General features: G+C 29.3%; 22 protein-coding genes and 1 riboswitch. Of the genes, 3 read left to right on the forward strand and 19 right to left on the reverse strand.

The annotated features are described in order from the left end of the window. Positions 1-101 precede the first annotated feature (101 nt). Positions 102-1,364, reverse strand: coding sequence for a cytosine deaminase (codA, locus tag I4V51_RS03230; RefSeq protein WP_195986898.1), 1,263 nt, complete (start codon positions 1,362-1,364; stop codon positions 102-104). Between the two features lie 278 nt (positions 1,365-1,642). On the opposite strand from codA, the gene I4V51_RS03235 reads away from it, so the two are divergent. Both I4V51_RS03235 and I4V51_RS03240 read left to right on the forward strand, forming a co-directional pair. Next, positions 1,643-2,398 carry a creatininase gene (locus I4V51_RS03235; protein WP_195986899.1) on the forward strand — a complete coding sequence of 252 codons (756 nt, stop codon included), beginning with the start codon at positions 1,643-1,645 and terminating at the stop codon, positions 2,396-2,398. 27 nt (positions 2,399-2,425) lie between these two features. Next, positions 2,426-3,343 carry a DMT family transporter gene (locus I4V51_RS03240; RefSeq protein WP_195986900.1) on the forward strand — a complete coding sequence of 306 codons (918 nt, stop codon included), beginning with the start codon at positions 2,426-2,428 and terminating at the stop codon, positions 3,341-3,343. 36 nt (positions 3,344-3,379) lie between these two features. On the opposite strand, the gene I4V51_RS03245 is transcribed toward I4V51_RS03240, so the two are convergent. The 4 genes from I4V51_RS03245 to I4V51_RS03260 form a co-directional block, all read right to left on the reverse strand. Continuing rightward, entirely contained in the window at positions 3,380-4,573 is a 1,194-nt protein-coding gene (locus I4V51_RS03245; protein ID WP_195986901.1) for a PucR family transcriptional regulator, read from the reverse strand. A 170-nt stretch (positions 4,574-4,743) separates the two neighbouring features. After that, positions 4,744-5,763: a homoserine dehydrogenase gene (locus I4V51_RS03250; RefSeq protein WP_195986902.1), complete on the reverse strand. Its 1,020-nt coding sequence runs from the start codon at positions 5,761-5,763 to the stop codon at positions 4,744-4,746. Between the two features lie 87 nt (positions 5,764-5,850). Beyond that, complete coding sequence (locus I4V51_RS03255; RefSeq protein WP_195986903.1) at positions 5,851-6,732, reverse strand: CPBP family intramembrane glutamic endopeptidase; 882 nt, start codon at positions 6,730-6,732, stop codon at positions 5,851-5,853. A 105-nt stretch (positions 6,733-6,837) separates the two neighbouring features. Next, positions 6,838-7,158 carry a DUF1540 domain-containing protein gene (locus I4V51_RS03260; RefSeq protein ID WP_195986904.1) on the reverse strand — a complete coding sequence of 107 codons (321 nt, stop codon included), beginning with the start codon at positions 7,156-7,158 and terminating at the stop codon, positions 6,838-6,840. Between the two features lie 306 nt (positions 7,159-7,464). Here I4V51_RS03260 and I4V51_RS03265 point away from each other — a divergent pair, with 306 nt between their 5' ends. Continuing rightward, on the forward strand, positions 7,465-9,126 hold the full coding sequence (locus tag I4V51_RS03265; protein ID WP_195986905.1) for a glutamine--tRNA ligase/YqeY domain fusion protein: 1,662 nt from the start codon (positions 7,465-7,467) through the stop codon (positions 9,124-9,126). A 111-nt stretch (positions 9,127-9,237) separates the two neighbouring features. On the opposite strand, the gene I4V51_RS03270 is transcribed toward I4V51_RS03265, so the two are convergent. The 14 genes from I4V51_RS03270 to leuC all read right to left on the reverse strand — a co-directional run bounded on the left by I4V51_RS03270 (position 9,238) and on the right by leuC (position 23,278). Then, positions 9,238-9,423: a hypothetical protein gene (locus I4V51_RS03270; RefSeq protein WP_195986906.1), complete on the reverse strand. Its 186-nt coding sequence runs from the start codon at positions 9,421-9,423 to the stop codon at positions 9,238-9,240. Between the two features lie 88 nt (positions 9,424-9,511). Then, positions 9,512-9,688, reverse strand: a complete 177-nt coding sequence (locus I4V51_RS03275; protein WP_195986907.1) for a hypothetical protein — start codon at positions 9,686-9,688, stop codon at positions 9,512-9,514. Between the two features lie 271 nt (positions 9,689-9,959). Beyond that, positions 9,960-10,172, reverse strand: a complete 213-nt coding sequence (locus I4V51_RS03280) for a hypothetical protein (RefSeq protein ID WP_195986908.1) — start codon at positions 10,170-10,172, stop codon at positions 9,960-9,962. 124 nt (positions 10,173-10,296) lie between these two features. Next, positions 10,297-11,958, reverse strand: coding sequence for a glutamate--tRNA ligase (gene gltX, locus I4V51_RS03285; RefSeq protein WP_195986909.1), 1,662 nt, complete (start codon positions 11,956-11,958; stop codon positions 10,297-10,299). A gap of 443 nt (positions 11,959-12,401) precedes the next feature. Next, entirely contained in the window at positions 12,402-13,709 is a 1,308-nt protein-coding gene (locus I4V51_RS03290) for an NCS2 family permease (RefSeq protein ID WP_207745894.1), read from the reverse strand. Between the two features lie 133 nt (positions 13,710-13,842). Next, positions 13,843-13,944, reverse strand: a riboswitch (purine riboswitch). 156 nt (positions 13,945-14,100) lie between these two features. Further along, positions 14,101-14,250, reverse strand: a complete 150-nt coding sequence (locus I4V51_RS03295) for a hypothetical protein (protein WP_195987031.1) — start codon at positions 14,248-14,250, stop codon at positions 14,101-14,103. Positions 14,251-14,261: 11 nt separating this feature from the next. Then, positions 14,262-14,576, reverse strand: a complete 315-nt coding sequence (locus I4V51_RS03300; protein ID WP_195986910.1) for a heavy metal-binding domain-containing protein — start codon at positions 14,574-14,576, stop codon at positions 14,262-14,264. Between the two features lie 161 nt (positions 14,577-14,737). Continuing rightward, positions 14,738-15,661: a type II CAAX endopeptidase family protein gene (locus I4V51_RS03305; protein ID WP_195986911.1), complete on the reverse strand. Its 924-nt coding sequence runs from the start codon at positions 15,659-15,661 to the stop codon at positions 14,738-14,740. 164 nt (positions 15,662-15,825) lie between these two features. Further along, positions 15,826-16,830 (reverse strand): ketol-acid reductoisomerase, encoded by a 1,005-nt coding sequence (ilvC, locus tag I4V51_RS03310; RefSeq protein WP_195986912.1) that lies wholly within the window; start codon positions 16,828-16,830, stop codon positions 15,826-15,828. A gap of 75 nt (positions 16,831-16,905) precedes the next feature. After that, positions 16,906-18,588 carry a biosynthetic-type acetolactate synthase large subunit gene (gene ilvB, locus I4V51_RS03315; RefSeq protein ID WP_195986913.1) on the reverse strand — a complete coding sequence of 561 codons (1,683 nt, stop codon included), beginning with the start codon at positions 18,586-18,588 and terminating at the stop codon, positions 16,906-16,908. Between the two features lie 31 nt (positions 18,589-18,619). Next, a complete protein-coding gene (gene ilvD / locus I4V51_RS03320) occupies positions 18,620-20,278 on the reverse strand; it encodes a dihydroxy-acid dehydratase (RefSeq protein ID WP_195986914.1) in 1,659 nt (552 codons plus the stop codon). 62 nt (positions 20,279-20,340) lie between these two features. Further along, the gene (leuB, locus tag I4V51_RS03325; RefSeq protein ID WP_195986915.1) at positions 20,341-21,411 is read right to left on the reverse strand and encodes a 3-isopropylmalate dehydrogenase; all 1,071 of its coding nucleotides are present in this window, start codon (positions 21,409-21,411) and stop codon (positions 20,341-20,343) included. 104 nt (positions 21,412-21,515) lie between these two features. After that, positions 21,516-22,004 carry a 3-isopropylmalate dehydratase small subunit gene (gene leuD, locus I4V51_RS03330; protein ID WP_195986916.1) on the reverse strand — a complete coding sequence of 163 codons (489 nt, stop codon included), beginning with the start codon at positions 22,002-22,004 and terminating at the stop codon, positions 21,516-21,518. 14 nt (positions 22,005-22,018) lie between these two features. Beyond that, positions 22,019-23,278: a 3-isopropylmalate dehydratase large subunit gene (leuC, locus tag I4V51_RS03335; protein ID WP_195986917.1), complete on the reverse strand. Its 1,260-nt coding sequence runs from the start codon at positions 23,276-23,278 to the stop codon at positions 22,019-22,021. Positions 23,279-23,286 lie beyond the last annotated feature (8 nt).

Here is a 23,286-nt window from a genome sequence, read left to right on the forward strand (position 1 = left end):
ATTTTTTATTAAAATGTATAATCATTAAACCATTTAAACTTATTTAAAATATACAAAAAAGAATTAAGTCAAATTTAACTTAACTCTTTTTTATATAACGATTATTTTAATAGTGAAATTTTTGTATCAATTACTTCTGGCTCTCTTTTAAATAAGAATTCCCCTTTTCTAACAGAACAATTAATTCCAACTCTTTCTAATATTGCATCAAATTCATTTTTTGCATTTAATACTATAAAGTTAGCGTCCTTACCTTCTGATATACCATATTTATCTTCTATATGAAGAGTTTTTGCACCGTTTATTGTAATTAAATCTAAGGCATTTTTAATTTCTTCAAATGACATCATATGACAAATATGAATTCCTGCATCAAGAATATTCATTAAGTTTCCATTTCCTAATGGATACCATGGATCTGAAATTGAATCTTGTGCAAAACAAACATTAATACCTGCATCATTTAACTCTTTAACTCTTGTAAGACCCCTTCTTTTTGGATATGTATCATATCTTCCTTGTAAATGAATATTTTCAGTTGGACATGATATAAAATTAAGTTTTGATAATGCTAAAAGTTTAAATAGTTTAAAAGTATATGCATTATTATAAGAACCCATAGCACAAGTATGGCTTGCTGTTGTAAGTTCTCCTATCCCATTCATGTAAGATTCAGCAGCTAATAGTTCAAGAAATCTTGATTGTTCATCATCTGTTTCATCACAGTGAATATCAATTAACTTGTTATATTTAATAGCAAGTTCTACAGCTTTCTTAACAGACTTTTCTCCCATTTCTCTTGTAAATTCGAAATGAGGTATTGCACCTACTACATCAGCACCCATTTTTAACGCTTCTTCTACTAATTTATCTCCATCTTTATATGAATACATTCCTTCTTGTGGAAACGCTATAATTTGTATATCAACTACATCTTTTACTTCCTCTTTTAACTCCATAATTGCTTTTAAACAAGTAAGCTTTGGGTCTGTTACATCTACATGTGTTCTAAGATATTGAGTTCCATATAAAATTTCTTTTTTTAGTGCAATTCTAGCTCTGTCTTTTATTTCATCTATTGTCATATTTGATTTTGTCTCAGACCATCTTTGAATTCCTTCGAAAAGAGTCCCAGTTCCATTATTTGCACCAGCCATACGAGCTGTATACACATAATCTAAATGGATATGTGGATCAACATAAGGTGGAACAACTAAATTCCCCTCTAAATTATAAGTCTCTACATCTTTATATTTTTCTGAAAGATCTGGACCTATTTCTTTATATACTCCATTTTCAACAAGTAAATCAACTAATTTTTCATTTCCTTTTAGCCTTGCATTTTTAAACAGTATTACTTTCATTCTAATAATCCCCCTCATATTGTTTTTAGCTATTCATTAGCAACATCCAAAGTTTACCATGAAAGAATGCGCTAGTCATTGTACAAACCATACAATAATCATTTACTATGACTGTGCACATAAAGAACATATTTTTATGGATTTATTTGTATTTTTTGTACATTGTAATGTAATATTTTCCAAGTATATACTAATAGTGCACTACAGATTCAAAAAAATAGAAACTGATTGTGTAAAATACTTAATTAAATTTTTTTAACTTAAAAGGGGATGTTATTATGTACGAAAATTTTAAAATGAAGAACATGACATGGCAAGAATTTGCTAAGAAAAAGGATGATGTAATTATATTACCAGTAGGTGCTACAGAGCAACATGGCCCTCATCTACCAACTTGCGTAGATGCTGTATTAGCAGAAGAATTTGCTTATCGTATAGCAGAAAAAATTAATGGTGTAGTTGCTCCAACTCTTTCATATGGATATAAATCAAAACCATTAAGTGGCGGTGGTCCATTATTCCCAGGAACTATTGATTTAAACGGAGCTACATTACAAGCTTTAGTAATGGATATAATTGATGAATTTGTTCGTGATGGATTTACAAAAATATTCATTTTAAGTGCTCACTTTGAAAATGAAGCATTTATTGTAGAAGCTATGGATCTATGTTCTGCAAAATACGGAGACAAAGTAAAAATTCTTCTTACTAACTGGTGGGATCCAATGTCACCAGACGTAATTGATAAAGTTTTTGATGAAGTTCCATTCCCAGGATGGGCTTTAGAACATGCTGCTGTTACAGAAACATCATTAATGATGTATTTTGCACCTGAGCTTGTTAGAGAAGATAAAATATTAGATACAGAAAACGCTAGTCCAGCAACTTACTTTAGATATCCTATAGAAAAGGGTATAGTTCCTGAAAATGGAACACTTGCATCAGCTAAATCATCTTCAGCTGCAAGAGGAAAAATAATTGTAGACGACGTTATTCCAAACATACTAAAAATAGTTGAGGAAGCATTCAAATAAATATTTTAGAAAGAAATAGGTAAATTTATGAAATTAAAAGGAATAGTTCTAACAATGCTATCTTCTATTACATTTGGTTTTGCCTTTACATTAGGGCCTATGACCTATGGTGCTGGAGGAAGTAATCCTGTAACATTAACTTTTTTAAGAAACTTTTTAAGTTTACCCTTTTTATTACTAATAGTTTTATTTTTGAAAATTGATTTAAGAATAACAAAAAAACAACTTAAAAACTTAGTAATATTAGGATTTATAGGTAATGCAATAACAACATTAATGCTTAATATAGCTTTTGCTCATATAGATGTTGGAATAGTAACTCCAATTCACTTTACTTATCCTATATTTGTAACACTTGGATGTGTACTATTCTTCCACGAAAAACTAAGCAAACAAAAAATTATAGCTTTAATTATAGCTATGTGTGGTATAGGATGTTTCTTTATTGAATCATTAAATTCTGCTTCTTTTAGTTCATCTACATTACTTGGATTAATCTTAGCAGTAGCTTCAGGAGCATTCTATGCATTCTATATTATATTTATGGACAAAAGTGGTTTAAAAAGCGAATCTCCATTTAAAATAACATTCTATGTAGCAATAGCTTCAAGTATAGGTATGTTTTTATATGGTATTTCTACCAAACAACTTGTTTTATATTCTTTAACAACTAAATCATGGATTATATCTGCAATATTTGCATTTCTATGTACAGTTGTTGCCCTATCCTTGCTACAAGTTGGTATAAAATATATTGGAGCAAGTGAAGCAGCCGTTATAAGTACTTTTGAACCTATAACAAGCGTAATATTTGGAATATTATTATTAAATGAAAGTATAACACCACTAAAAATTGTTGCCTGTATATTAATTTTTGCAGGAGTCTTAATATTATCTTTTGCCAAAGATAAGAAATCAGAGATTAAACAGGAATTAGAAGTTTAAAATAAGCCCCTATGTATTATCATAGGGGCTTCTAATTTATAAATTAATAAATTCATAAATTAATATGCTATTAAAAAGTTCTAAATCTATCATCGCATCGTCTAAATCTATTTTCAAAAGATCCTTAATTGTTGATAGTCTATAAATCAATGTATTTCTATGAATAAAAAGTTCTTGTGATGTTTTTAATAAATGTCTATTATTTTGAAAATAACATTTTAAAGTTCCCATCAAATCCATCCCATGATTTTTATCATGTTCTAAAATAGGACCCAAGTTTTCATAACAATATTGTTTAATTTCCTTAATATCAGCAACCTCTACTAACCATCTAATAATTCCTAGCTCTTTATATTTAATAATTTTTGAATCCCTATGACATATATCAATCATAGATAAAGCTTTAAAAGCCTCTTTATAACTTATTTTTATATCAGATTTTGACTCTCTTATACGACTAAAACTCAAACTAATTTTTGCTTCTGAATATCTAGGACTTACAAGATTAAATACAGCCTCAACAGTATCTAATGACTTTTCCGCTTCATTATAATTATTAGAAAATATTAAAAACATTAAACTATTTGCATATTCCATAGGAATTAACGTTTCATTTTCTATATTTAATGCTTCTTCTAATGAATGCATTATATACTTACTTATTTCTTCTAAGTCATATGAAGTATTAGATAAATTTTGTATTTTAAATATACATACATAGTGGAAAGGCCTTAATTTTATATTATAAAATTCTGCTAGAGCTTGTATATTTTCTTGCGAATTATCTTGAGAAAAAATAATTGATTCTAAAAAACGCTTTCCATTCTTATTTTCTTCTTGATTTTGTTCTGATTTAAACAGAATTTCTTGTGTAATATCTATTAATTTAACATCCCAAGGCATTATGAAAATAGGAAAATTCTCTTCATTTGCCTTATCTATTACATTTTTAGGTATACTATTTATATGCTTGTCCTCAATCAAAATTACAATTCCAGAAAGCTTTTTATGAATACATTCTTCTATCAATAATAAAAAACTATTATCATCTTTTCTTATATCTGTGTAAATAACAAATATTAATTCTCCCCCATAAAGCCACTGTGAAATTGATTCTGTCATTCTTACATAAGGCCAAGAAATTTCACGATTTAATCCATTTTCACCAGCCAGCACTTTTGCTCTTGAAAAATTTTTAAGCTGAAGTAAATCTCTGCAACAAAGAGCCATAAAAGCATTCCTTCTTTCTTCATAAAAAATAATTATTTTCTAATTATATTACAAATTTCAAATTGGTACAATTTATTATATTTTACTATTTAATACTAACGCCCTAATTTTTTTCAAATTATATGTAATAAACCATATCACAAATAAGTGATATGGTTTATTACATATAATTATAAAATTTTAATTAATATTATGTCTCTTAATATTGATGCAGCTGCATTTTTTGTACCAGAAGCCCCTCCAATTATACTTATATCGCCTAATGTATCTGTTTTGAAATAAATTCCTTTATTTTTATAATCAACAAAATAAAGAGGATGATTTTCATCAATTTCAATTAATTTTACATAAGCGGTTATTTCATCATTTAAACTCTCCACTTTACCAACTAATTTTATTTTTTTATTTTTCTTTTTAAGTATTCTTAAGTCCTCTAGTTTTACTTCTGTAATTCCTTCAACTTCTATATCCTTTAAGCTTATATTAGTTTCCTTAATCACATTAGATAATATTATTATTTTACAAGCAGTATCATATCCTAATACATCTAAACATGGATTTGCCTCTGCAATACCACACTCCTGTGCATCTTTTAAAGCTTCTTCATAAGTAATATCATTGTTCATCATTTTACTTAATATATAATTTGTTGTTCCATTTAATATACCTTCGATAGACTTAATTTCACTTCCTGCGATATCATATATTCCTCCATTAATTGAAGGTAATGCTCCACCTGTTGTACAACCAACTTTAAGCTCTACTGAATTTTTATGAGCAATTTCTTTTAACTCATTATACTTTAATATTATAGGTCCTTTATTTCCTGTAACTACATTTATTTTATTTTCTAAAGCTTTTTTTATATGAGTTAATCCTGGTTCTCCTGTCTCTATATTGGTTGATGTTAATTCTATTAAAGTATCTATATCATTATTGTTAATAATATCTTTAATATTTAAATTAGACTTCCATAATAAATGCTCTTTAATATTTCTATTATCTTCAATAAACTCAACAACTTCATCTAAATTAATTCCTTTTTGATCGTATAATCCACCATCACTTTTTATTATGTATTTTATTTTTATATCTAACTCATACTTTTCTAAAATATAATCCTTTTTATCTGTAAGTAGTTTTATTAGTGCTTGTCCTACTCCACCAAATCCTATTAACCCTATATTCATAATTCACCCCAAAATTTTATAATAAAAGCACTTACCCCTTAAGGTAAATGCTCGTTACTTAACATTATATATTAATTATACCAATTTCTATTGATTATATCCATTTGTATCACTATTTAAAATATATCTCTTAGCTTGTTTTCGCCTTTCCTTAAGATTAAAAATCTTAAAACAAGTAATCATCATTATTATTCCTATCAATGGAAGTGCAATAAACAATATATTTGTCCACATTTCAGTTGTTGGATAATAAACAAAATTAACTAAAAGATTATTAGTAAAATGCATTATCATACATAAATAAATTGATCTAGTATAATAAAATACAGTTCCTATTATTAAACCTAATAAAAACGCATTAATACCTTGTGGTATATTTAAATGTGCTATTCCAAAGATTAAAGCTGAATAAACAATAGCTTTTTTACTATTATATTTATTTATTAATCCTTTTAATAATATTCCTCTATATAATATCTCCTCAAAAATAGGTGCTATTATACAACTTTCTATTAAAAGAATTACCATTGGTAATGAATCAAAATATTCCATCGCTGACTCAAACATTTCCCCAGTAGGAATTGAAAACAATATATAATCAAACCATCCATAGGTTATTAATATATATGAAATAATTAATAATGATCCAATTAAATAATCTAATTTTCTTACTTTAAAGTTATTAGTAATTTCATTTTGTAAAACAAATTTGTTATTTATAAATACAATAATTACCAAAATAGCTCCAAATTGATAAATACAAGATAATAAGGTTGATATAGTATACCAAAAATCACTATAAGTATTAATTCCAAAGTTGCTTAATACCATATAAAATGCGTCTGTTGGAGTATTTAAAAACATAACTACTATATCAAATAAAAATGATAAACCTAATGCCTGCCAAAAATTAATTGCTTTTATTTCGATTCTTTCTTTATTCAGATACTTAAAATAATTTATACTCATAAAATCCTTTTCCTTTTACATTAATATCTTTATTTTATTTTATTCTCCATTTAATGTAAACATTATTATAAAAATTAAAAAGCTAGATTAACTAGCTTTTTAATTTTACTTATCTATCCTTGATTCAAAAGTAGCACATTCAGTTTGTATTTCTGACAAAGCATATGCACCTTCTATACTTATGTTATTAGCCTCACATTTTTGATTATTATTGTATATACAATTTTCAGCTTCACATACTATATTTAATGAATTTTTAGGTGTTTGTGTATTGTTAGTAAGTCCACCTTCTTTTCTTCTAAAGTTTTCACAGCTTGTAAAGTTTGCAGTAATAGTATTTTTACCTGCAACCCTAATAGCTTCTCTACAACATAAGTTATTTTGATTATGAGTACATGTATTAACGCTACACATTAAATTATTCATTTTCTAATCCTCCAATAAAATAATATTTCAGATAATATTATTTTATTAATACTCATTTTTTATACTTTGCATAAAGCTAAACTAATTTATAAATGATATATTTAGTGCTTTATATTTAGTAATTAGTTAACTTTTTCTCTAACCCACTTTATTTTTTACTTATATTAGATTAAAATTATTAGTAATAGTCAAAATATATGTTATAAATGTTCTATGTTTAGGAGATAATTATTTTTTATAGAATAATTTTAAATTCTTATGTAAATATTTTTAACTTAAATTAAGCGTTAATAGGAGAGGTAAGATATGTCAACTGAAATTAATTCTTCTAATTTTATAAGAAATATAATAGTAGATGATTTAGAAAACGGAAAACACAAAGAAATAATAACACGTTTCCCACCAGAACCAAACGGATACCTTCATATAGGTCATGCAAAATCAATTCTTTTAAACTTTGGTTTAGCTGAAGAATTCAGCGGTAAAACTCACCTTAGATTTGATGACACTAATCCAGTAAAAGAAGATACTGAATATGTTGAATCAATTAAAGAAGATGTTAAATGGCTTGGAGGCAATTGGGATGAACTTTACTTTGCATCAGATTATTTTGATACAATGTATAACAAAGCTATTCTTTTAATAAAAAAAGGGCTAGCTTATGTTTGTGATTTAACTCCAGAAGAAGCTAAAGAATATAGAGGAACTTTAACTCAACCTGGTAAAGAAAGTCCTTATAGAAGTAGAACTGTAGAAGAAAATTTAGATCTATTTGAAAGAATGAAAAATGGTGAATTTAAAGATGGAGAAAAGGTCTTAAGAGCTAAAATTGATATGACTTCTCCTAATATGAATATGAGAGATCCTATTATCTATAGAATTGCCCATGCAACGCATCATAACACAGGAGATAAGTGGTGTATTTATCCTATGTATGACTTTGCTCATCCATTAGAAGATGCTATAGAAAATGTAACTCACTCTATTTGTACTTTAGAATTCGAAGATCATAGACCCTTATATGATTGGGTTGTTAAAGAATGTGAAATGGAAGCTCAACCTAGACAAATTGAATTTGCTAGATTAAACATGACCAATACAGTTATGAGTAAAAGAAAACTTAAACAATTAGTTGATGAAGGTATTGTTGATGGATGGGATGACCCAAGAATGCCTACTATCTCTGGTTTAAGAAGAAGAGGATGTACTCCTGAAAGTTTAAAGAATTTCTGTGCAGCTATAGGTGTTGCTAAGGCTAACTCTACTGTAGATTCTCAAATGCTTGACTACTTCATAAGAGAGGACTTACAAACAAAAGCTCCTAATGCAATGGCAGTTTTAAGACCATTAAAATTAGTTATCACTAACTACCCAGAAGGTCAAACTGAAATGCTTGAAGTCAGTAATAATGCAAAAGATGAATCTTTCGGTAAGAGACTTATTCCATTCTCAAGAGAATTATATGTTGAGCAAGAAGACTTTATGGAAGTTCCAGTAAAGAAATATTTCAGATTATTCCCTGGTAATGAAGTTAGATTAATGGGAGCTTACTTTGTTAAATGTAACGAAGTAATTAAAGATGAAAATGGTAATGTAACTGAAATTCACTGTACTTACGATCCTGAAACTAAGAGTGGTTCTGGATTTACAGGAAGAAAAGTTAAAGGAACAATTCATTGGGTAGATGCTAATAACTGTGTTCCTGCTGAATTCAGATTATATGAACCATTAATCTTAGATGATGCACCTGAAAATGAAGGTAAACATTTCTTAGAACAAATAAATCCAAACTCTATGGAAATTTTACAAGGATTTATTGAGCCAACAGCTATAGAAAATGCTAAACCTCAAGATAAATTCCAAATGGTTAGAAATGGATTTTTTAATGTAGATACTAAGTATACTACATCAGAAAAATTAGTATTTAACAGAATAGTTTCTTTAAAATCTTCATTTAAATTAAAATAAGAGAAAGGCATTTTGCCTTTCTCTTATTTTAATTAGGTATAGTGAGTGTCTTTGAGGTTTCATACACAGTAATTTTTATAATCAGGTACACACAAGTCGTTACTTATATAATTATTTTTTTATGGTTCCTCTATCTTCTTGAAATCCATAATCACCAGTTAAATCATTTAATAAATTACAATCACAATCTACATCCCAATATTCTGGAGTTAAATAATTATTTTGAATTTTATCGGTATAAGAATATTTTTTATTATCATTTATCCCATTGGTCTGTCCTCCTAACACTCTTATCAATATTAGTTTGCACTATATTAATAAATTAATACTAGAAGTTATTTGTAAGAATGTATTTAATTTTTTAGACTAATAATAAAATTTAAAACTACTTTCCTTTATTTTCACATTTACATTTATCAGTAACAGTTGATGTCGCACTTGCAGGTGATGCCCATTGATTATTTCCGGCAGATTTTACTGCTCCACTACATCCACAACTGCAACTTGAAGTGCATTTTTCACTACCGTCCTTATGACATCCACATTCTGAATGTTTATTCATTGCATTTCCCTCCAATGTCCTATTAAATTTAGTCCTGATACAGCCAAGTCTAAACTTAGTTCTACCACCACTACAATAATAGTTTGTACATTTCTCCTTCTTTGATACTATGTATTAATTGTTCTCATTAGCAGAGTAATCTCAATTTTTCCTATAATCTAAATTAATTTATTTTTTATCCAATATAAATTAATTTTAGTATATATCTTAATATTTTTGCAAAATTAAAAACTCTCTATTTTTATAGAGAGTTTTTAATTTAAAATATATTTTATTGCATAGAGTTTTGATTTGAATTTTGTTGAGCTTTTTTGTATGCATCAATGTTAGAATCAATTTGAGCACTACTCATTCCATTTTGCATAGCATTTTGGTTATTATAGCTACTTTGCATACTATTTTGTTGTTGTTGTTGTGAATTGTTATTCATGCTTTGTTGAGCATTACTATTCATAGCTGAATTAGTTTGATTTTGTTTATTCATAATAATACCTCCAAATATATTTTTCGGTATTATTTTATGAATTTTACTTTATATAATACATGGCAATAATTTCTTAAAAATATAATAAATAAGAGTTAAGGATAAAATCCTTAACTCTTATATGTTATATTTCTAAAAATTTATTAAATCTTTCTCTAACTTTTTCTTCTCCCATAATTTGCATTATAGTATAAAGATCAGGAGTATTTGCCCTATGTGATAATGCAGCTCTAACAGCTCCAGCAACGTCAGAAATCATTCCTTTGTATGCATCTGGATTAGCCTTGTATTCTTTTCTATTTGCACAATATCCAAGCTCTGCTCCAATTACTTTTAATTCTTCAAACCAGTTTTCTTGGCTTCCTATATTGAAAGTAAACTTCTTAGCATATTCTTTAATTACAGCTTTAGCATTTTCTAATGATAAAGTTTTTGGTAACTCAACATTTTCTGCTGTTTCATTATAGAATAATTCATCAAAGAAGTAGAATATTTTATCTTTAACTTCATCCCATTTAGCAAAGTCTTTTCTTGGTTTTGGACCTTCTTTATCTATATTAAATATTTCTCTAGACATAGCTTCATTTGAAGTTACTAAGTTGTACATTTCTTCATCATATTTCTTTGCCCATGTTGTATATTGTTCATATACTTTATCAGCTGGCATTCTAGCTATAACATCTTTAGAAACGTCATTTAACTTAACTAAATCAAATAATGCTCCACTCTTACTCATTTTTTCTAAAGCAACATGGAATTCATAATAAGCAGATGTTGGATTTTCTGCTCTCCATTCTTCATAGCTAGAGTTTACTATATTTAATAAGTATTCTATAACACATACTACTGGATATCCAACTTCATTATAGTAAGAAACTGCTGCTTCAGCATCTTTTCTCTTAGAAAGCTTTCTCTTAGATCCTCCTTCTTGTTTCATTATAGTTGGGATATGAGCATAGTTTGGTCTTTCAAATCCTAACACCTCAAATAATTGAACGTGTATTGGAAGTGATGATAACCACTCCTCTCCTCTTATTACATCTGTAGTTCTCATTAGGTAATCATCAATTGCATGTGCAAAGTGATATGTAGGAAGTCCATCACCCTTTATTAAAACTACATCTTGATTATTTTCTGGGAATGATATATCTCCCTTTATTAAATCATGGAATTCTACTCTATTTTCTATATTTCCTGGTGATTTTAATCTTAAGATATAAGTTTCACCATTGTTTATTCTTGCTATAGCTTCTTCTTCAGTAATATTTCTGTATTTAGCATATTCTCCATAGTATCCTGGAGTGATTTTATTAGCTATTTGCTCTTCTCTTAAAGCCGCTAATTCTTCTGGAGTACAGAAATCTGGGTAAGCTAATCCTTTTAATAATAAATCCTTAGCAAAAGTTCTGTAAATTTCAGCCCTTTCGCTTTGTCTATATGGGCCATATTCACCTTTTGATGTTTCTTGCCCAGTCATACCTTCACTAAAGTCCATTCCGAAGTTATGCATAGTTGCAATTGTATCTTCTATTGCCCCTTCAACTTCTCTCTTTTGATCTGTATCTTCTATTCTTAAATAGAAAATCCCTTCACTTTGACTTGCTAATCTTTCATTGATTAATGCAGCGAAAACTCCACCTATATGTTGGAATCCTGTTGGTGATGGTGCATATCTAGTTACCCTAGCACCTTCTTTTAAGTTTCTTTTTGGATATTTTGCTATATAATATTCTCTATCATGTTCAACATTAGGGAATATTATCTCAGCTAACTTTTCAAATGCCATACTATTCTCTCCTTTATATATAATGTAAATAAATAATTTCGTCGCTGGGACGCATATATTTATCTCCAATAAAAAAAGCCTTTCATCCAATTAAATTAGGACGAAAGACTATATTTCCGCGTTACCACCTAAATTGACTAATATAAATTAGCCCACTCAAATTATATATTCATTTTTATTGCTCCAAGGTTTCCTTCAATAGTTTTAAGTTTTAGGCTCACACCACTCCTAAATCGCTTTAAAATAAAAATCTATTTACTGCTCCTCTTCAACACAATTATTATAACTGTTATTTACAAATTACAGATTAATTATACAGATTGAAATTATTATTGTAAAGTATTAATACTTAATAGCTTTCTATTCGTAGTCTAAAAAGACAATCAATATTTAATTTCATATATTGATTGTCTTTAGAAATTTACTGGATCCCTGTAACCCAATTATCTTACAGCAAAATATATTATAAATAATCCTGCTAAAAAATACATAACTGGATGAACTTTTTTAGCTTTTCCTTTAAATATCATAAGAACTACATATGATAAGAATCCACATGCTATACCTTCACCTATACTATAAGTTAAAGGCATCAATATTACAGTAAAAAATGCTGAAATCGAAACTTCTGGTTTATCCCATTCAATTTCTCTAAGATTACTACACATTAATGAACCAACTATAATAAGTGCTGGTGCTGTTACTGCTGAAGTAATTACTGTTAATAATGGTGAGAAAAATAGTGAAATTAAAAATAAAATTCCTACTACAACACTAGAAAATCCTGTTTTAGCCCCTACTGCTACACCCGATAATGATTCAACATACGAAGTAGTATTAGTAGTTCCAAATATTGATCCTATACAAGTTGCAATTGAATCTGCAAGTAATGCCTTAGAACCACCTTCAACTGAACCATCTTTTTTAAGTAATCCAACCTTTGAACCAACTGCAACTAATGTACCAGCTGTATCAAAGAAATCCATAAATAAGAACGTAAATATAACTAATATCATTTGTGGATTAAATATATTTCCTATATTTTTAAGTGCAACCCCAAATGTAGGTGCCATTGATGGTGGCATAGATATTATTGAAGTTGGAAGATCAATTAATCCAAATATCATTCCAACAACTACTGTTGCTGCCATTCCTATGAATATCGCTATATTAGACCCTCTAACCATTAATATTGCCATTACTATAAGTCCAAATATTGAAAGTAATACTGTTGGATTTGTTAAATCTCCAAGTCCTACAAAAGTTGCTTGATTTGCTACAACTATTCCTGCATTTTTTAATCCAATAAACGCTATAAATAATCCAATCCCTGCGCTTACCGCAAATTTTAAGTTTGTTGGTATTGCTTTAATAACTAACTCTCTTAAACCTGTTGCTGATATTATTAAGAATATAATTCCTGATGCAAGTACACCTGATAATGCAGTTTGCCATGAAATATCCATTCCTATACAAACACTATATGTAAAGAAAGCATTTAATCCAACTCCAGGAGCTAGTCCCATTGGAAATTTTGCAAATATCCCCATTATTAATGTTCCAATTGCTGCAGCTACAGCTGTTGCAACAAACACACTTTTTTCTGGCATTCCAGCATCAGCTAAAACGCTAGGAATTAAAAACAATGCATATGCCATTGTTAAAAATGTTGTTATTCCTGCTATTGTTTCTGTTTTTAAATTAGTTTTTTTATCTTGAAAATTAAAGTAATTAGATATGAAATTTACCATCTGTTTACTCCTCCATGCATTTATTTAGGTAATCGCAATATTTATCGCATGTTGAGTATAAAGGTTAATATGTAAGATTATTTAATTTTTATTTATATGCTTAATATAAGAATTAAGATTTCTTATCAAAATCATTTTATATAAGACATATCGTAGTCAAATCATTTATGGTGACTTGGTAGAAACTGTTGGACCCTATTTCCAACTTTATACGATAAACACGATTACTTTTATACAATTATAAGAATAATATTAATATAAAGTTCGTGGTTTGTCCATATATTTCGCCAAAATTCCATAATTTACTTCGCATTTTTCTATATAATGTTCGTGTTTTAAAAAAAGAATGCATTTTACAAAAGTAGAATACATTCTTTTTAAAATACTTATATTAATATTTTTTATACTTTTCTAATTTATCTTTTTCTTTTTTCTTTTCTCTTATTCTTGTTGTTATAGCCCATATTACTAATCCTATAGAACCTATAATTATTATTACATAAATCACCAATATAAGTACTGGTATTATCATAACATCCATTTACTTTCCACCTATTCTACAACTACAGCTGTTCCATATGCAACCATTTCTGCCGCTCCAGCTGCAACTGCTGAAGACATAAGTTTCATTCCTATTATTGCATTAGCACCCATAGCTTCCGCTTCATCTACCATTCTTCCAATAGCAATTTGCCTTGCTTCAATTAACATTTCATTATAGCCTGACATTTCTCCACCAACTAAATTTTTAAAGCTAGCCGTAATATCTCTACCTATATTTTTGCACCTAACTGTGCTTCCTTTTACCAATCCCTTTATTTCTTTAATTTCTTTTCCTGGAACATTTTCAATAGTTAAAATTAGCATAATAATATCTCCTTTGTAAACATTTAAATTCTTATTATATTAAATTCATTATCACAAAATAAGTTATCAATTACCTTATAATAAATTATACTTTATCTTTTTTCTATTTGACAATCCTTGCATATAAATTTTTTAAATTAAATTATATATTTAATTTTAATTTACCTAAATAATATAGCTATCATAGAAACTAGACAAATAGCTACATATAATACCATTCCCAAATTTATCCAAGTTATATTAAATTCAGTTCCTTTTTCTAATTTAATTTCACCATCTAATAAAACTATACTTTTTCTATTTTTTATTAGTAATACTAATCCTATAATTACAATAACTAATAATACAGTACCAACTCCACCTACAAGAGCTATGTTAGATCCATCTCCAATTAAAGCTGGTAAAATAACACTTCCCATTATATTTACAGCTATATGAAGGATTATTGAATATTTTATTGTTCCTGTTTTTAATGTTACATATGCGAATATTAATCCTAATGCTACTGCATAAAAAAATTGTGAAAAGTTTGCATGAAAGAACCCGAATAAAACCGCAGTTGTTATTATTGCAATTTTGTCCCCATACCCTCTTAGCTTATTAAGCATTACCCCTCTAAACATTATTTCTTCAATTATAGGTGATAATATTCCAACAAAAATTAATGACCAAATCCAATTGCTTCCTTCAATAACTCCCACTAAGGGATTTACTACTTCACTACCTTTAATGACTGCTATTAACATCATAATAAGATTAGTTAAAAGATTAATTATATATACCATACTATACGACATAAAAAATAATTTTATAATTTTAGTAATTTCTAATGTCTTACTTTCTCTTTTAGCAGATTCCGGTAATTTTTTTACCATAAAATAAAATACAGGGAATCCAATTAAATAAAAGCTTACTGCAATTCCTACATAACTTATCCAAGGAGCTGTTAATACCTCTTGGTTAACTACGCTAATAATTCCAAAAAATACTCCTTGTATAATATTAACTAATACCATTGATGTAAAAACAGCAAGTCCTATTTTGCTAAATACCTTTTTATGATTTACCTTAGTTTGTAATTCCATATACCCATCTCCTTATAATATATATTTTCATTATATATTCTTCATTTTACCATTTATGTATTATTTTATAAACATTTTTAAGATAACTTTGTATTTTAATACAAAAAAGGAATTACATTTTTATACTATAAATGTAATTCCCTCTTTAATATAACCCTAATTTATTAATCTAATTTCTTAGTATCAATCCAAGACATCATTTCTCTTAATTCTTTACCAACTTTTTCAATTGGATGTTCTGCTTCCATTCTTCTTACTGCATTAAACTGTGGTCTACCAACTTGGTTTTCCATTAACCAATTTCTAGCAAAAGTACCATCCTGAATTTCAGTTAATACTTTCTTCATCTCCTTTTTAGTTTCATCAGTAACAATTCTGTTACCAATCATGTAATCACCATATTCAGCAGTATCAGAAATTGAATATCTCATAGCAGCCATACCACCTTGATACATTAAATCAACTATAAGCTTCATTTCATGTAAACATTCAAAGTAAGCATTTTCTGGAGCATATCCTGCTTCAACTAAAGTTTCAAATCCAGCCTTAATAAGCGCTGTACAACCACCACAAAGAACTGCTTGTTCTCCAAATAAGTCTGTTTCAGTTTCATCTTTGAATGTAGTTTCTAATACTCCAGCTCTTGCCCCACCAATTCCATTTGAATAAGCTAAAGCTAAATCTTTTGCATGTCCTGTATAGTCTTGTTGTACTGCTATTAAACAAGGAACTCCTGATCCTTCAGTATAAGTCCTTCTTACCATATGTCCTGGTCCCTTTGGAGCAACCATAAATACATCAATATTTGAAGGTGGAACTATTTGTCCATAATGAATATTAAATCCATGAGCAAATGCTAAAGCATTTCCTTCCTCTAAATTTGCAGCTATTTCCTCTTTATAAACCTTAGCTGCTTTTTCGTCTGGTAGTAATACCATAACAACATCTGACATTTTTGTCGCTTTAGCAACAGTAGAAACTTGTAGTCCTGCTTCTCTCGCTCTATCAGCCGATTTGCTTCCTTCATATAATCCTACTACTACATCTATTCCACTTTCATGAAGATTTAATGCATGTGCATGTCCTTGGCTACCATAACCAATTACTGCAACTCTTTTTCCTTTTAATAAATCTAAATTTGTGTCCTTTTCATAAAACATTTTTGCCATCTTTATACCCCCGATTTATTTATTATTTTTATTTATTAAAAATTGCTACCATTATTCCTATGATAGAAATTTAGACTAACATTCTAAGTCTTCTTCATTTATTATTTGATGAATTGGAGCCCCTGGGGCAACCATAGGAAATACCTTTTTATCACTATCTATTCTATAATCAATTATTACAGGCTTATTAACTGCTAAAGCCTCTTTTAATACGCTATCTAATTCTTCCCTTTTTTCAACCCTAAATCCAACACCACCAAAGGCTTCTGCTAATTTTACAAAATCAGTTGCCCTATCTAAAGTTGTTTGTGAATATCTCGCTTCATAAAATAAGCTTTGCCATTGCCTAACCATTCCTAACGCATTATTATTCATTACAATAACTTTAATAGGAATATTATATTTAACCGCAGTAGCAAACTCATTGCAATTCATACCAAAGCTACCATCGCCAGCAATATTAAATACAGTTTTATCTGGATTAGCAACTTTAACCCCTATTGAAGCACCTAAACCAAAGCCCATTGTTCCAAGCCCACCTGATGATATTAAAGTTCTAGGAGTTTTAAAATTAAAATACTGAGCTGTCCACATTTGATGTTGTCCAACTTCTGTTGTTATAATAAAATCTCCTTTATCCATATCACTAAGCTTTTCAAATAGAAATCTTGGTGTTAATTCTTCTCCATCATCACTATTACTCTTAGTTACTGCTAACAATTTTAATTCTTCTACAGTATTTAACCATTCTTTATTTTTCTTTTCATTTAATAAAGGTATTAGATTTTGTAATGCAACTTTTATGTCTCCAATAATAAATGAATCAACTTTTACATTTTTATTTACTTCAGCAGGATCAACATCTATTTGTATCACCTTAGCATTATTAATAAACTCTCTATCACTTATTACTCTGTCACTAAACCTTGCCCCTAAAGCAATTATCAAATCACATTTCGTTGCTAAAATATTAGATGCATTACTTCCATGCATACCTATCATCCCTGTATTTAATCTATGCTCAGAAGGAATTGCTCCTCTACACATTAATGTTGTTGCCACTGGTGCATTTAATTTTTCAGCAAAATTTATTAACTCTTCTGTAGAGTCCGAATTAATAACTCCTCCCCCTGCATAAATAAGAGGTTTTGATGATTCATTTATATATTTTGCAACTTCATTTAAAGCACCTTCTGTTATATGTTTAGTTTTAGGATTAACTTCTAATGGTTTTAAATCCTTATACTCAGTTTTATCAACTGTTATATCTTTTGGTATATCAATTAAAACAGGTCCTGGTCTTCCTTCTCTTGCAATAAAAAATGCTTTTCTAATTGTTTCTTGTAAATTATTAATATCCTTAACTATGAAATTATGCTTTGTTATTGGCATTGTTATACCTGTTATATCAACCTCTTGAAAGCTATCCTTTCCAAGTAAATCCTTTGGAACATTACCTGTTATAGCAACTAAAGGAACTGAATCCATATATGCTGTTGCTATTCCTGTAACAAGATTTGTTGCCCCTGGTCCTGATGTTGCTATACAAACACCAACTCGTCCAGTTGATCTTGCATATCCATCTGCAGCATGTGCTGCACTTTGCTCATGACAGGATAAATAATGTTTTATTTTATCTTTATATTTATATAAATAATCGTAGATATTTAATACAGATCCTCCAGGATATCCAAAAACAATATCAACACCCTCGTCTAGTAAAGACTTAACAAGAATTTCTGCCCCTGTTAATAACATTAAAAGCCCCCCTTATTTTAGTTAATTCTAACTATTTATACACTGCTCCTGTACTTGCTGAACTTACTAACTTAGCATATCTTGATAAATAACCTTCTTTAACTTTTGGTTCTACTGGTTTTAACACTTCCTTACGCTTAGTTAACTCTTCATCACTTACAAGTAAGTCTAAATTTCCATTTAATATATCTATAGCAATAATATCCCCATCTTGAACTAATGCAATATTTCCACCTTCAGCTGCTTCTGGTGATACATGTCCTATTGCTGCTCCTTTTGTTGCCCCACTGAATCTACCATCTGTAATAAGTGCTACTGATTTATCTAGACCCATTCCACAAATTGCTGATGTTGGTGATAACATTTCTCTCATTCCAGGCCCACCCTTTGGACCCTCATATCTTATTACTACAACATCACCTTCAACTATTTTTTTACCTAATATAGCTTCTATTGCTTCCTCTTCAGAGTTAAAAACCTTTGCTGGTCCTTGATGTTTTAACATCTCTTTAAGTACTGCTGACCTTTTAACTACAGCACCATCTAAAGCTAAATTCCCCTTTAAAACTGCAATTCCACCAGTTTCACTATATGGTTCTTCAATATGTCTTATTACTGAGTAATCTAATACCTTAGCATTTTCTATATTTTCCCCAACAGTTTTTCCTGTTGCTGTAATACATTTTAAATTTAATAAATTCTTTTTATTTAATTCACTCATTACAGCTCTTATCCCGCCTGATGCATATAAATCTTCTATATGAGTGTCAGATGCCGGTGCTAATTTACAAAGATTAGGAACTTTAGCTGACATTGCATTTATAATATCTAAATTTATAGGTATTTTTGCTTCATTTGAAATAGCAGTTAAATGTAAAACACTGTTTGTTGAACATCCAAGTGCCATATCTACTGTTAATGCATTCTTTATAGCTTCTTCATTCACTATATCTCTTGGCTTTATATCCTTTTTCAGAAGATTCATTATAGCCATACCAGCATATTTTGCTAATCTTATTCTTTCTGAATAAACAGCTGGTATAGTTCCATTACCAGGTAGCGCTAATCCTAAAACTTCACATAAACAATTCATAGAATTTGCAGTAAACATACCTGAACATGATCCACATGTAGGACATGCTTTTTCTTCTAATTCTTCTAAATCAGATTCTAACATTAATCCACTTTCCACAGCTCCTACTGCTTCAAACATCGTTGATAATGAAACTTCTTTATCTTTAAATTTACCTGCTAACATTGGTCCACCACTAACAACTACTGATGGTATATTTACTCTTAAAGAAGCCATAACCATTCCCGGAACTATCTTATCGCAATTTGGTATAAATACTAGTGCATCAAATGCATGAGCCTTTGCCATACATTCAATAGAATCAGCTATAAGCTCTCTTGTAGCTAAAGAATACTTCATTCCCTCATGTCCCATCGCAATACCATCACATACTCCTATAGTAGGAAATACTAATGGTGTTCCACCAGACATCAATACGCCTTTTTTTACCCCCTCAACTATTTTATCTAAGTTCACATGACCCGGAATTATATCATTTTGAGATGTAACAATCCCTATTAAAGGCTTATTTATTTCTTCATCAGTTAATCCTGATGCTTTAAATAAAGATCTATGTGGAGCTTTTGTTACTCCCTTTTTTACTACATCACTTCTCATTTACATCACCCCTAAAATTAGTTTCAAGCTTCAAGATTGTCGCTATCTAACTACTAACTATATTAAATTTTCTCTAAAACAAGCGCTCCCATTTCCTTAGTTCCAATAAGCTTAGTACCTTCACTATTAATATCTCCAGTTCTATACCCATCTTCTAAAACCTTAACTACTGAATCTTCTATATCCTTTGCTTCATTCTCTAAATTAAAGCTATATCTTAACATCATAGCTGTAGAAAGAATTGTTGCTAATGGATTTGCAATTCCCTTCCCTGCAATATCAGGTGCAGAACCATGTATCGGCTCATACATTCCTAAAGTTCCTTCTCCTAAAGATGCTGAAGGTAACATCCCTATTGATCCTGTAATCATAGATGCTTCATCTGATAATATATCTCCAAACATATTTGAAGTAACAATAACATCAAATTGTTTAGGATCCTTAACTAACTGCATAGAAGCATTATCAATATATAAATGATTAACCTCTACTTCTGGATAATCTTTAGACATTTGCTCTACTACGCCTCTCCATAATCTAGAACTCTCTAATATATTAGCCTTATCAACACTTGTTAATTTTTTATTTCTCTTCATTGCCGTATCAAAGCCTATTCTTACTATTCTTTCAATCTCTTCAATGTTATATCTTTCAGTATCATATGCTGAAACTATACCATCAACAACTTCTCTACCTCTCTCACCAAAGTAAATTCCTCCAGTAAGTTCTCTTACAACACAAATATCTATTCCATCACCTATTATGCTATCTTTTAGTGGAGATGCTTCTTTTAATGCTTTATACAAAAGTGCCGGTCTCAAATTACAATATAAATTTAATCCCCCTCTTAACCCTAACAATGCTTGTTCCGGTCTTACTTTTGAATTAGGATCATCCCATTTTGGTCCTCCAACAGCTCCTAAAAGTACTGCATCACTTTTTTTACATACTTCCAAAGTTTTATCTGGCAATGGTGTTCCTAAAGTATCTATTGCACATCCACCTGCTTGTAAAAATTCAAATTCAAAAGTATGATTATATTTTTCCCCAATCTTATTTAATACCTTTATTGACTCATCTATAACTTCTGGTCCTATTCCGTCTCCTGGTATAACTGCTATATTAAAATTCATAGTTGCTCCCCCTTAATTCCATTTTGAGTTAAGTAAACATAATAATATTGCACTTAACTTTTATTTATTGCTTAATATAGTATTTCAATTAGTATTTCTTATATTTACTTAGAGTTTTTAATATATCCTATAAGCCCATTACTATTTATTATTTTTTGCATAAACTCTGGGAATGCTTCACCTTGATATTCTTCATTTTTAGTTATATTTTTAATGACTCCAGTATCAAAATTAACTTCTAATTCATCTCCAGCTTCTATACTTTTAACTGCTTTATCACACTCTAGTATCGGTAATCCTATATTAATAGAATTCCTATAAAAAATTCTTGCAAAAGTTGATGCTATAACACAGCTAACTCCACTTTCCTTTATTGCTATAGGTGCATGTTCTCTAGATGAACCACATCCAAAATTTTTCTTTGCAACCATTATATCTCCTTGTTGTACATTTTTAGCAAAATCTAAATCTATATCCTCCATACAATGTGCTGCTAATTCCTTTGGATCTGATGTATTTAAGTACCTTGCTGGTATAATTACATCTGTATCTACATTATCCCCATATTTAAAAACTCTTCCTGTTGCTTTCATATTTATTTACCCCCTTAAAGTGTTTCTGGATTAGTTATTTTTCCCGTTATTGCTGAAGCTGCTGCAACTGCCGGACTTGATAAGTAAACTTCTGATTCAACATGTCCCATTCTACCTACAAAGTTTCTATTGGTAGTTGAAATCGCTCTTTCACCTTTAGCTAGTATACCCATATGACCTCCTAGACATGGCCCACATGTTGGTGTTGAAACCACCGCTCCTGCTTCTACTAAATCCTTTATTATACCTTCTTCTAAGGCTTGTAAATAAATTTTTTGAGTTCCAGGAAAGACTATACATCTAACTCTTTTATTTACCTTTTTACCTTTTAATATATCTCTTGCAACTCTTAAATCTGAAATTCTTCCATTTGTACAAGAACCTATTACTGCTTGATCAATTTCTATATTACCAACTTCATCAATAGTTCTCGTATTATCAGGTAAATGCGGGAAGGAAACTGTTGGTCTTAAAGTAGTTAAATCTATTTCATAGACTTCATCATATTCAGCATCTTCATCCGCTTCATATACTGTCCATTCTTTCTTTCCATGTTCCTTTAAATATTCAACTGTCTTTTCATCTACTGGGAATATTCCATTTTTCCCACCTGCTTCAATAGCCATATTTGCCATTGTAAATCTATCATCCATTGATAAATACTCTAAGCCATCACCAAAAAACTCCATTGATTTATATAATGCTCCATCAACACCTATCATTCCAATGATATGAAGAATTACATCTTTACCACTAACCCATTTTGACGGTTTTCCTTTTAAAACAAACTTTAATGCTGAAGGAACCTTAAACCAACATTTTCCTGTAGCCATTCCAGCAGCCATATCAGTTGAACCAATTCCAGTTGAAAAAGCTCCTAAAGCTCCATAGGTACAAGTATGAGAATCTGCCCCAATAACTACATCTCCTGCAACTACTAATCCCTTTTCTGGTAATAAACAATGTTCTATTCCCATTTCCCCTATTTCAAAGAAATTAGTTATACCTTTTTCTCTTGAAAATTCTCTTATAAATTTACATTGTTCTGCAGCCTTTATATCTTTATTAGGAGTAAAATGATCTGGAACTATTGCTATTTTTTCTTTATCAAATACTTTTTTTACTCCAAACTTTTCAAACTCCTTTACTGCAACTGGTGAAGTAATATCATTTCCTAATACTAAATCTAAATTTGCTTCTATTAATTGTCCTGCTTTTACATTTTCTAATCCTGCATGTGCTGCTAATATTTTTTGTGTCATTGTCATTGCCATAAGTGTTT

The organism is Clostridium sp. D53t1_180928_C8 (assembly GCF_015667795.1).
Classification (GTDB): Bacteria; Bacillota; Clostridia; order Clostridiales; family Clostridiaceae; genus Clostridium.

Coding starts and splice junctions, on each gene's coding strand:
- codA (WP_195986898.1), bottom strand. CDS start 1,364: ATGAAAGTAATACTGTTTAAAAATGCAAGGCTAAAAGGAAATGAAAAA.
- I4V51_RS03235 (WP_195986899.1), top strand. CDS start 1,643: ATGTACGAAAATTTTAAAATGAAGAACATGACATGGCAAGAATTTGCT.
- I4V51_RS03240 (WP_195986900.1), top strand. CDS start 2,426: ATGAAATTAAAAGGAATAGTTCTAACAATGCTATCTTCTATTACATTT.
- I4V51_RS03245 (WP_195986901.1), bottom strand. CDS start 4,573: ATGGCTCTTTGTTGCAGAGATTTACTTCAGCTTAAAAATTTTTCAAGA.
- I4V51_RS03250 (WP_195986902.1), bottom strand. CDS start 5,763: ATGAATATAGGGTTAATAGGATTTGGTGGAGTAGGACAAGCACTAATA.
- I4V51_RS03255 (WP_195986903.1), bottom strand. CDS start 6,732: ATGAGTATAAATTATTTTAAGTATCTGAATAAAGAAAGAATCGAAATA.
- I4V51_RS03260 (WP_195986904.1), bottom strand. CDS start 7,158: ATGAATAATTTAATGTGTAGCGTTAATACATGTACTCATAATCAAAAT.
- I4V51_RS03265 (WP_195986905.1), top strand. CDS start 7,465: ATGTCAACTGAAATTAATTCTTCTAATTTTATAAGAAATATAATAGTA.
- I4V51_RS03275 (WP_195986907.1), bottom strand. CDS start 9,688: ATGAATAAACATTCAGAATGTGGATGTCATAAGGACGGTAGTGAAAAA.
- I4V51_RS03280 (WP_195986908.1), bottom strand. CDS start 10,172: ATGAATAAACAAAATCAAACTAATTCAGCTATGAATAGTAATGCTCAA.
- gltX (WP_195986909.1), bottom strand. CDS start 11,958: ATGGCATTTGAAAAGTTAGCTGAGATAATATTCCCTAATGTTGAACAT.
- I4V51_RS03290 (WP_207745894.1), bottom strand. CDS start 13,709: ATGGTAAATTTCATATCTAATTACTTTAATTTTCAAGATAAAAAAACT.
- I4V51_RS03295 (WP_195987031.1), bottom strand. CDS start 14,250: ATGGATGTTATGATAATACCAGTACTTATATTGGTGATTTATGTAATA.
- I4V51_RS03300 (WP_195986910.1), bottom strand. CDS start 14,576: ATGCTAATTTTAACTATTGAAAATGTTCCAGGAAAAGAAATTAAAGAA.
- I4V51_RS03305 (WP_195986911.1), bottom strand. CDS start 15,661: ATGGAATTACAAACTAAGGTAAATCATAAAAAGGTATTTAGCAAAATA.
- ilvC (WP_195986912.1), bottom strand. CDS start 16,830: ATGGCAAAAATGTTTTATGAAAAGGACACAAATTTAGATTTATTAAAA.
- ilvB (WP_195986913.1), bottom strand. CDS start 18,588: ATGTTATTAACAGGGGCAGAAATTCTTGTTAAGTCTTTACTAGACGAG.
- ilvD (WP_195986914.1), bottom strand. CDS start 20,278: ATGAGAAGTGATGTAGTAAAAAAGGGAGTAACAAAAGCTCCACATAGA.
- leuB (WP_195986915.1), bottom strand. CDS start 21,411: ATGAATTTTAATATAGCAGTTATACCAGGAGACGGAATAGGACCAGAA.
- leuD (WP_195986916.1), bottom strand. CDS start 22,004: ATGAAAGCAACAGGAAGAGTTTTTAAATATGGGGATAATGTAGATACA.
- leuC (WP_195986917.1), bottom strand. CDS start 23,278: ATGGCAATGACAATGACACAAAAAATATTAGCAGCACATGCAGGATTA.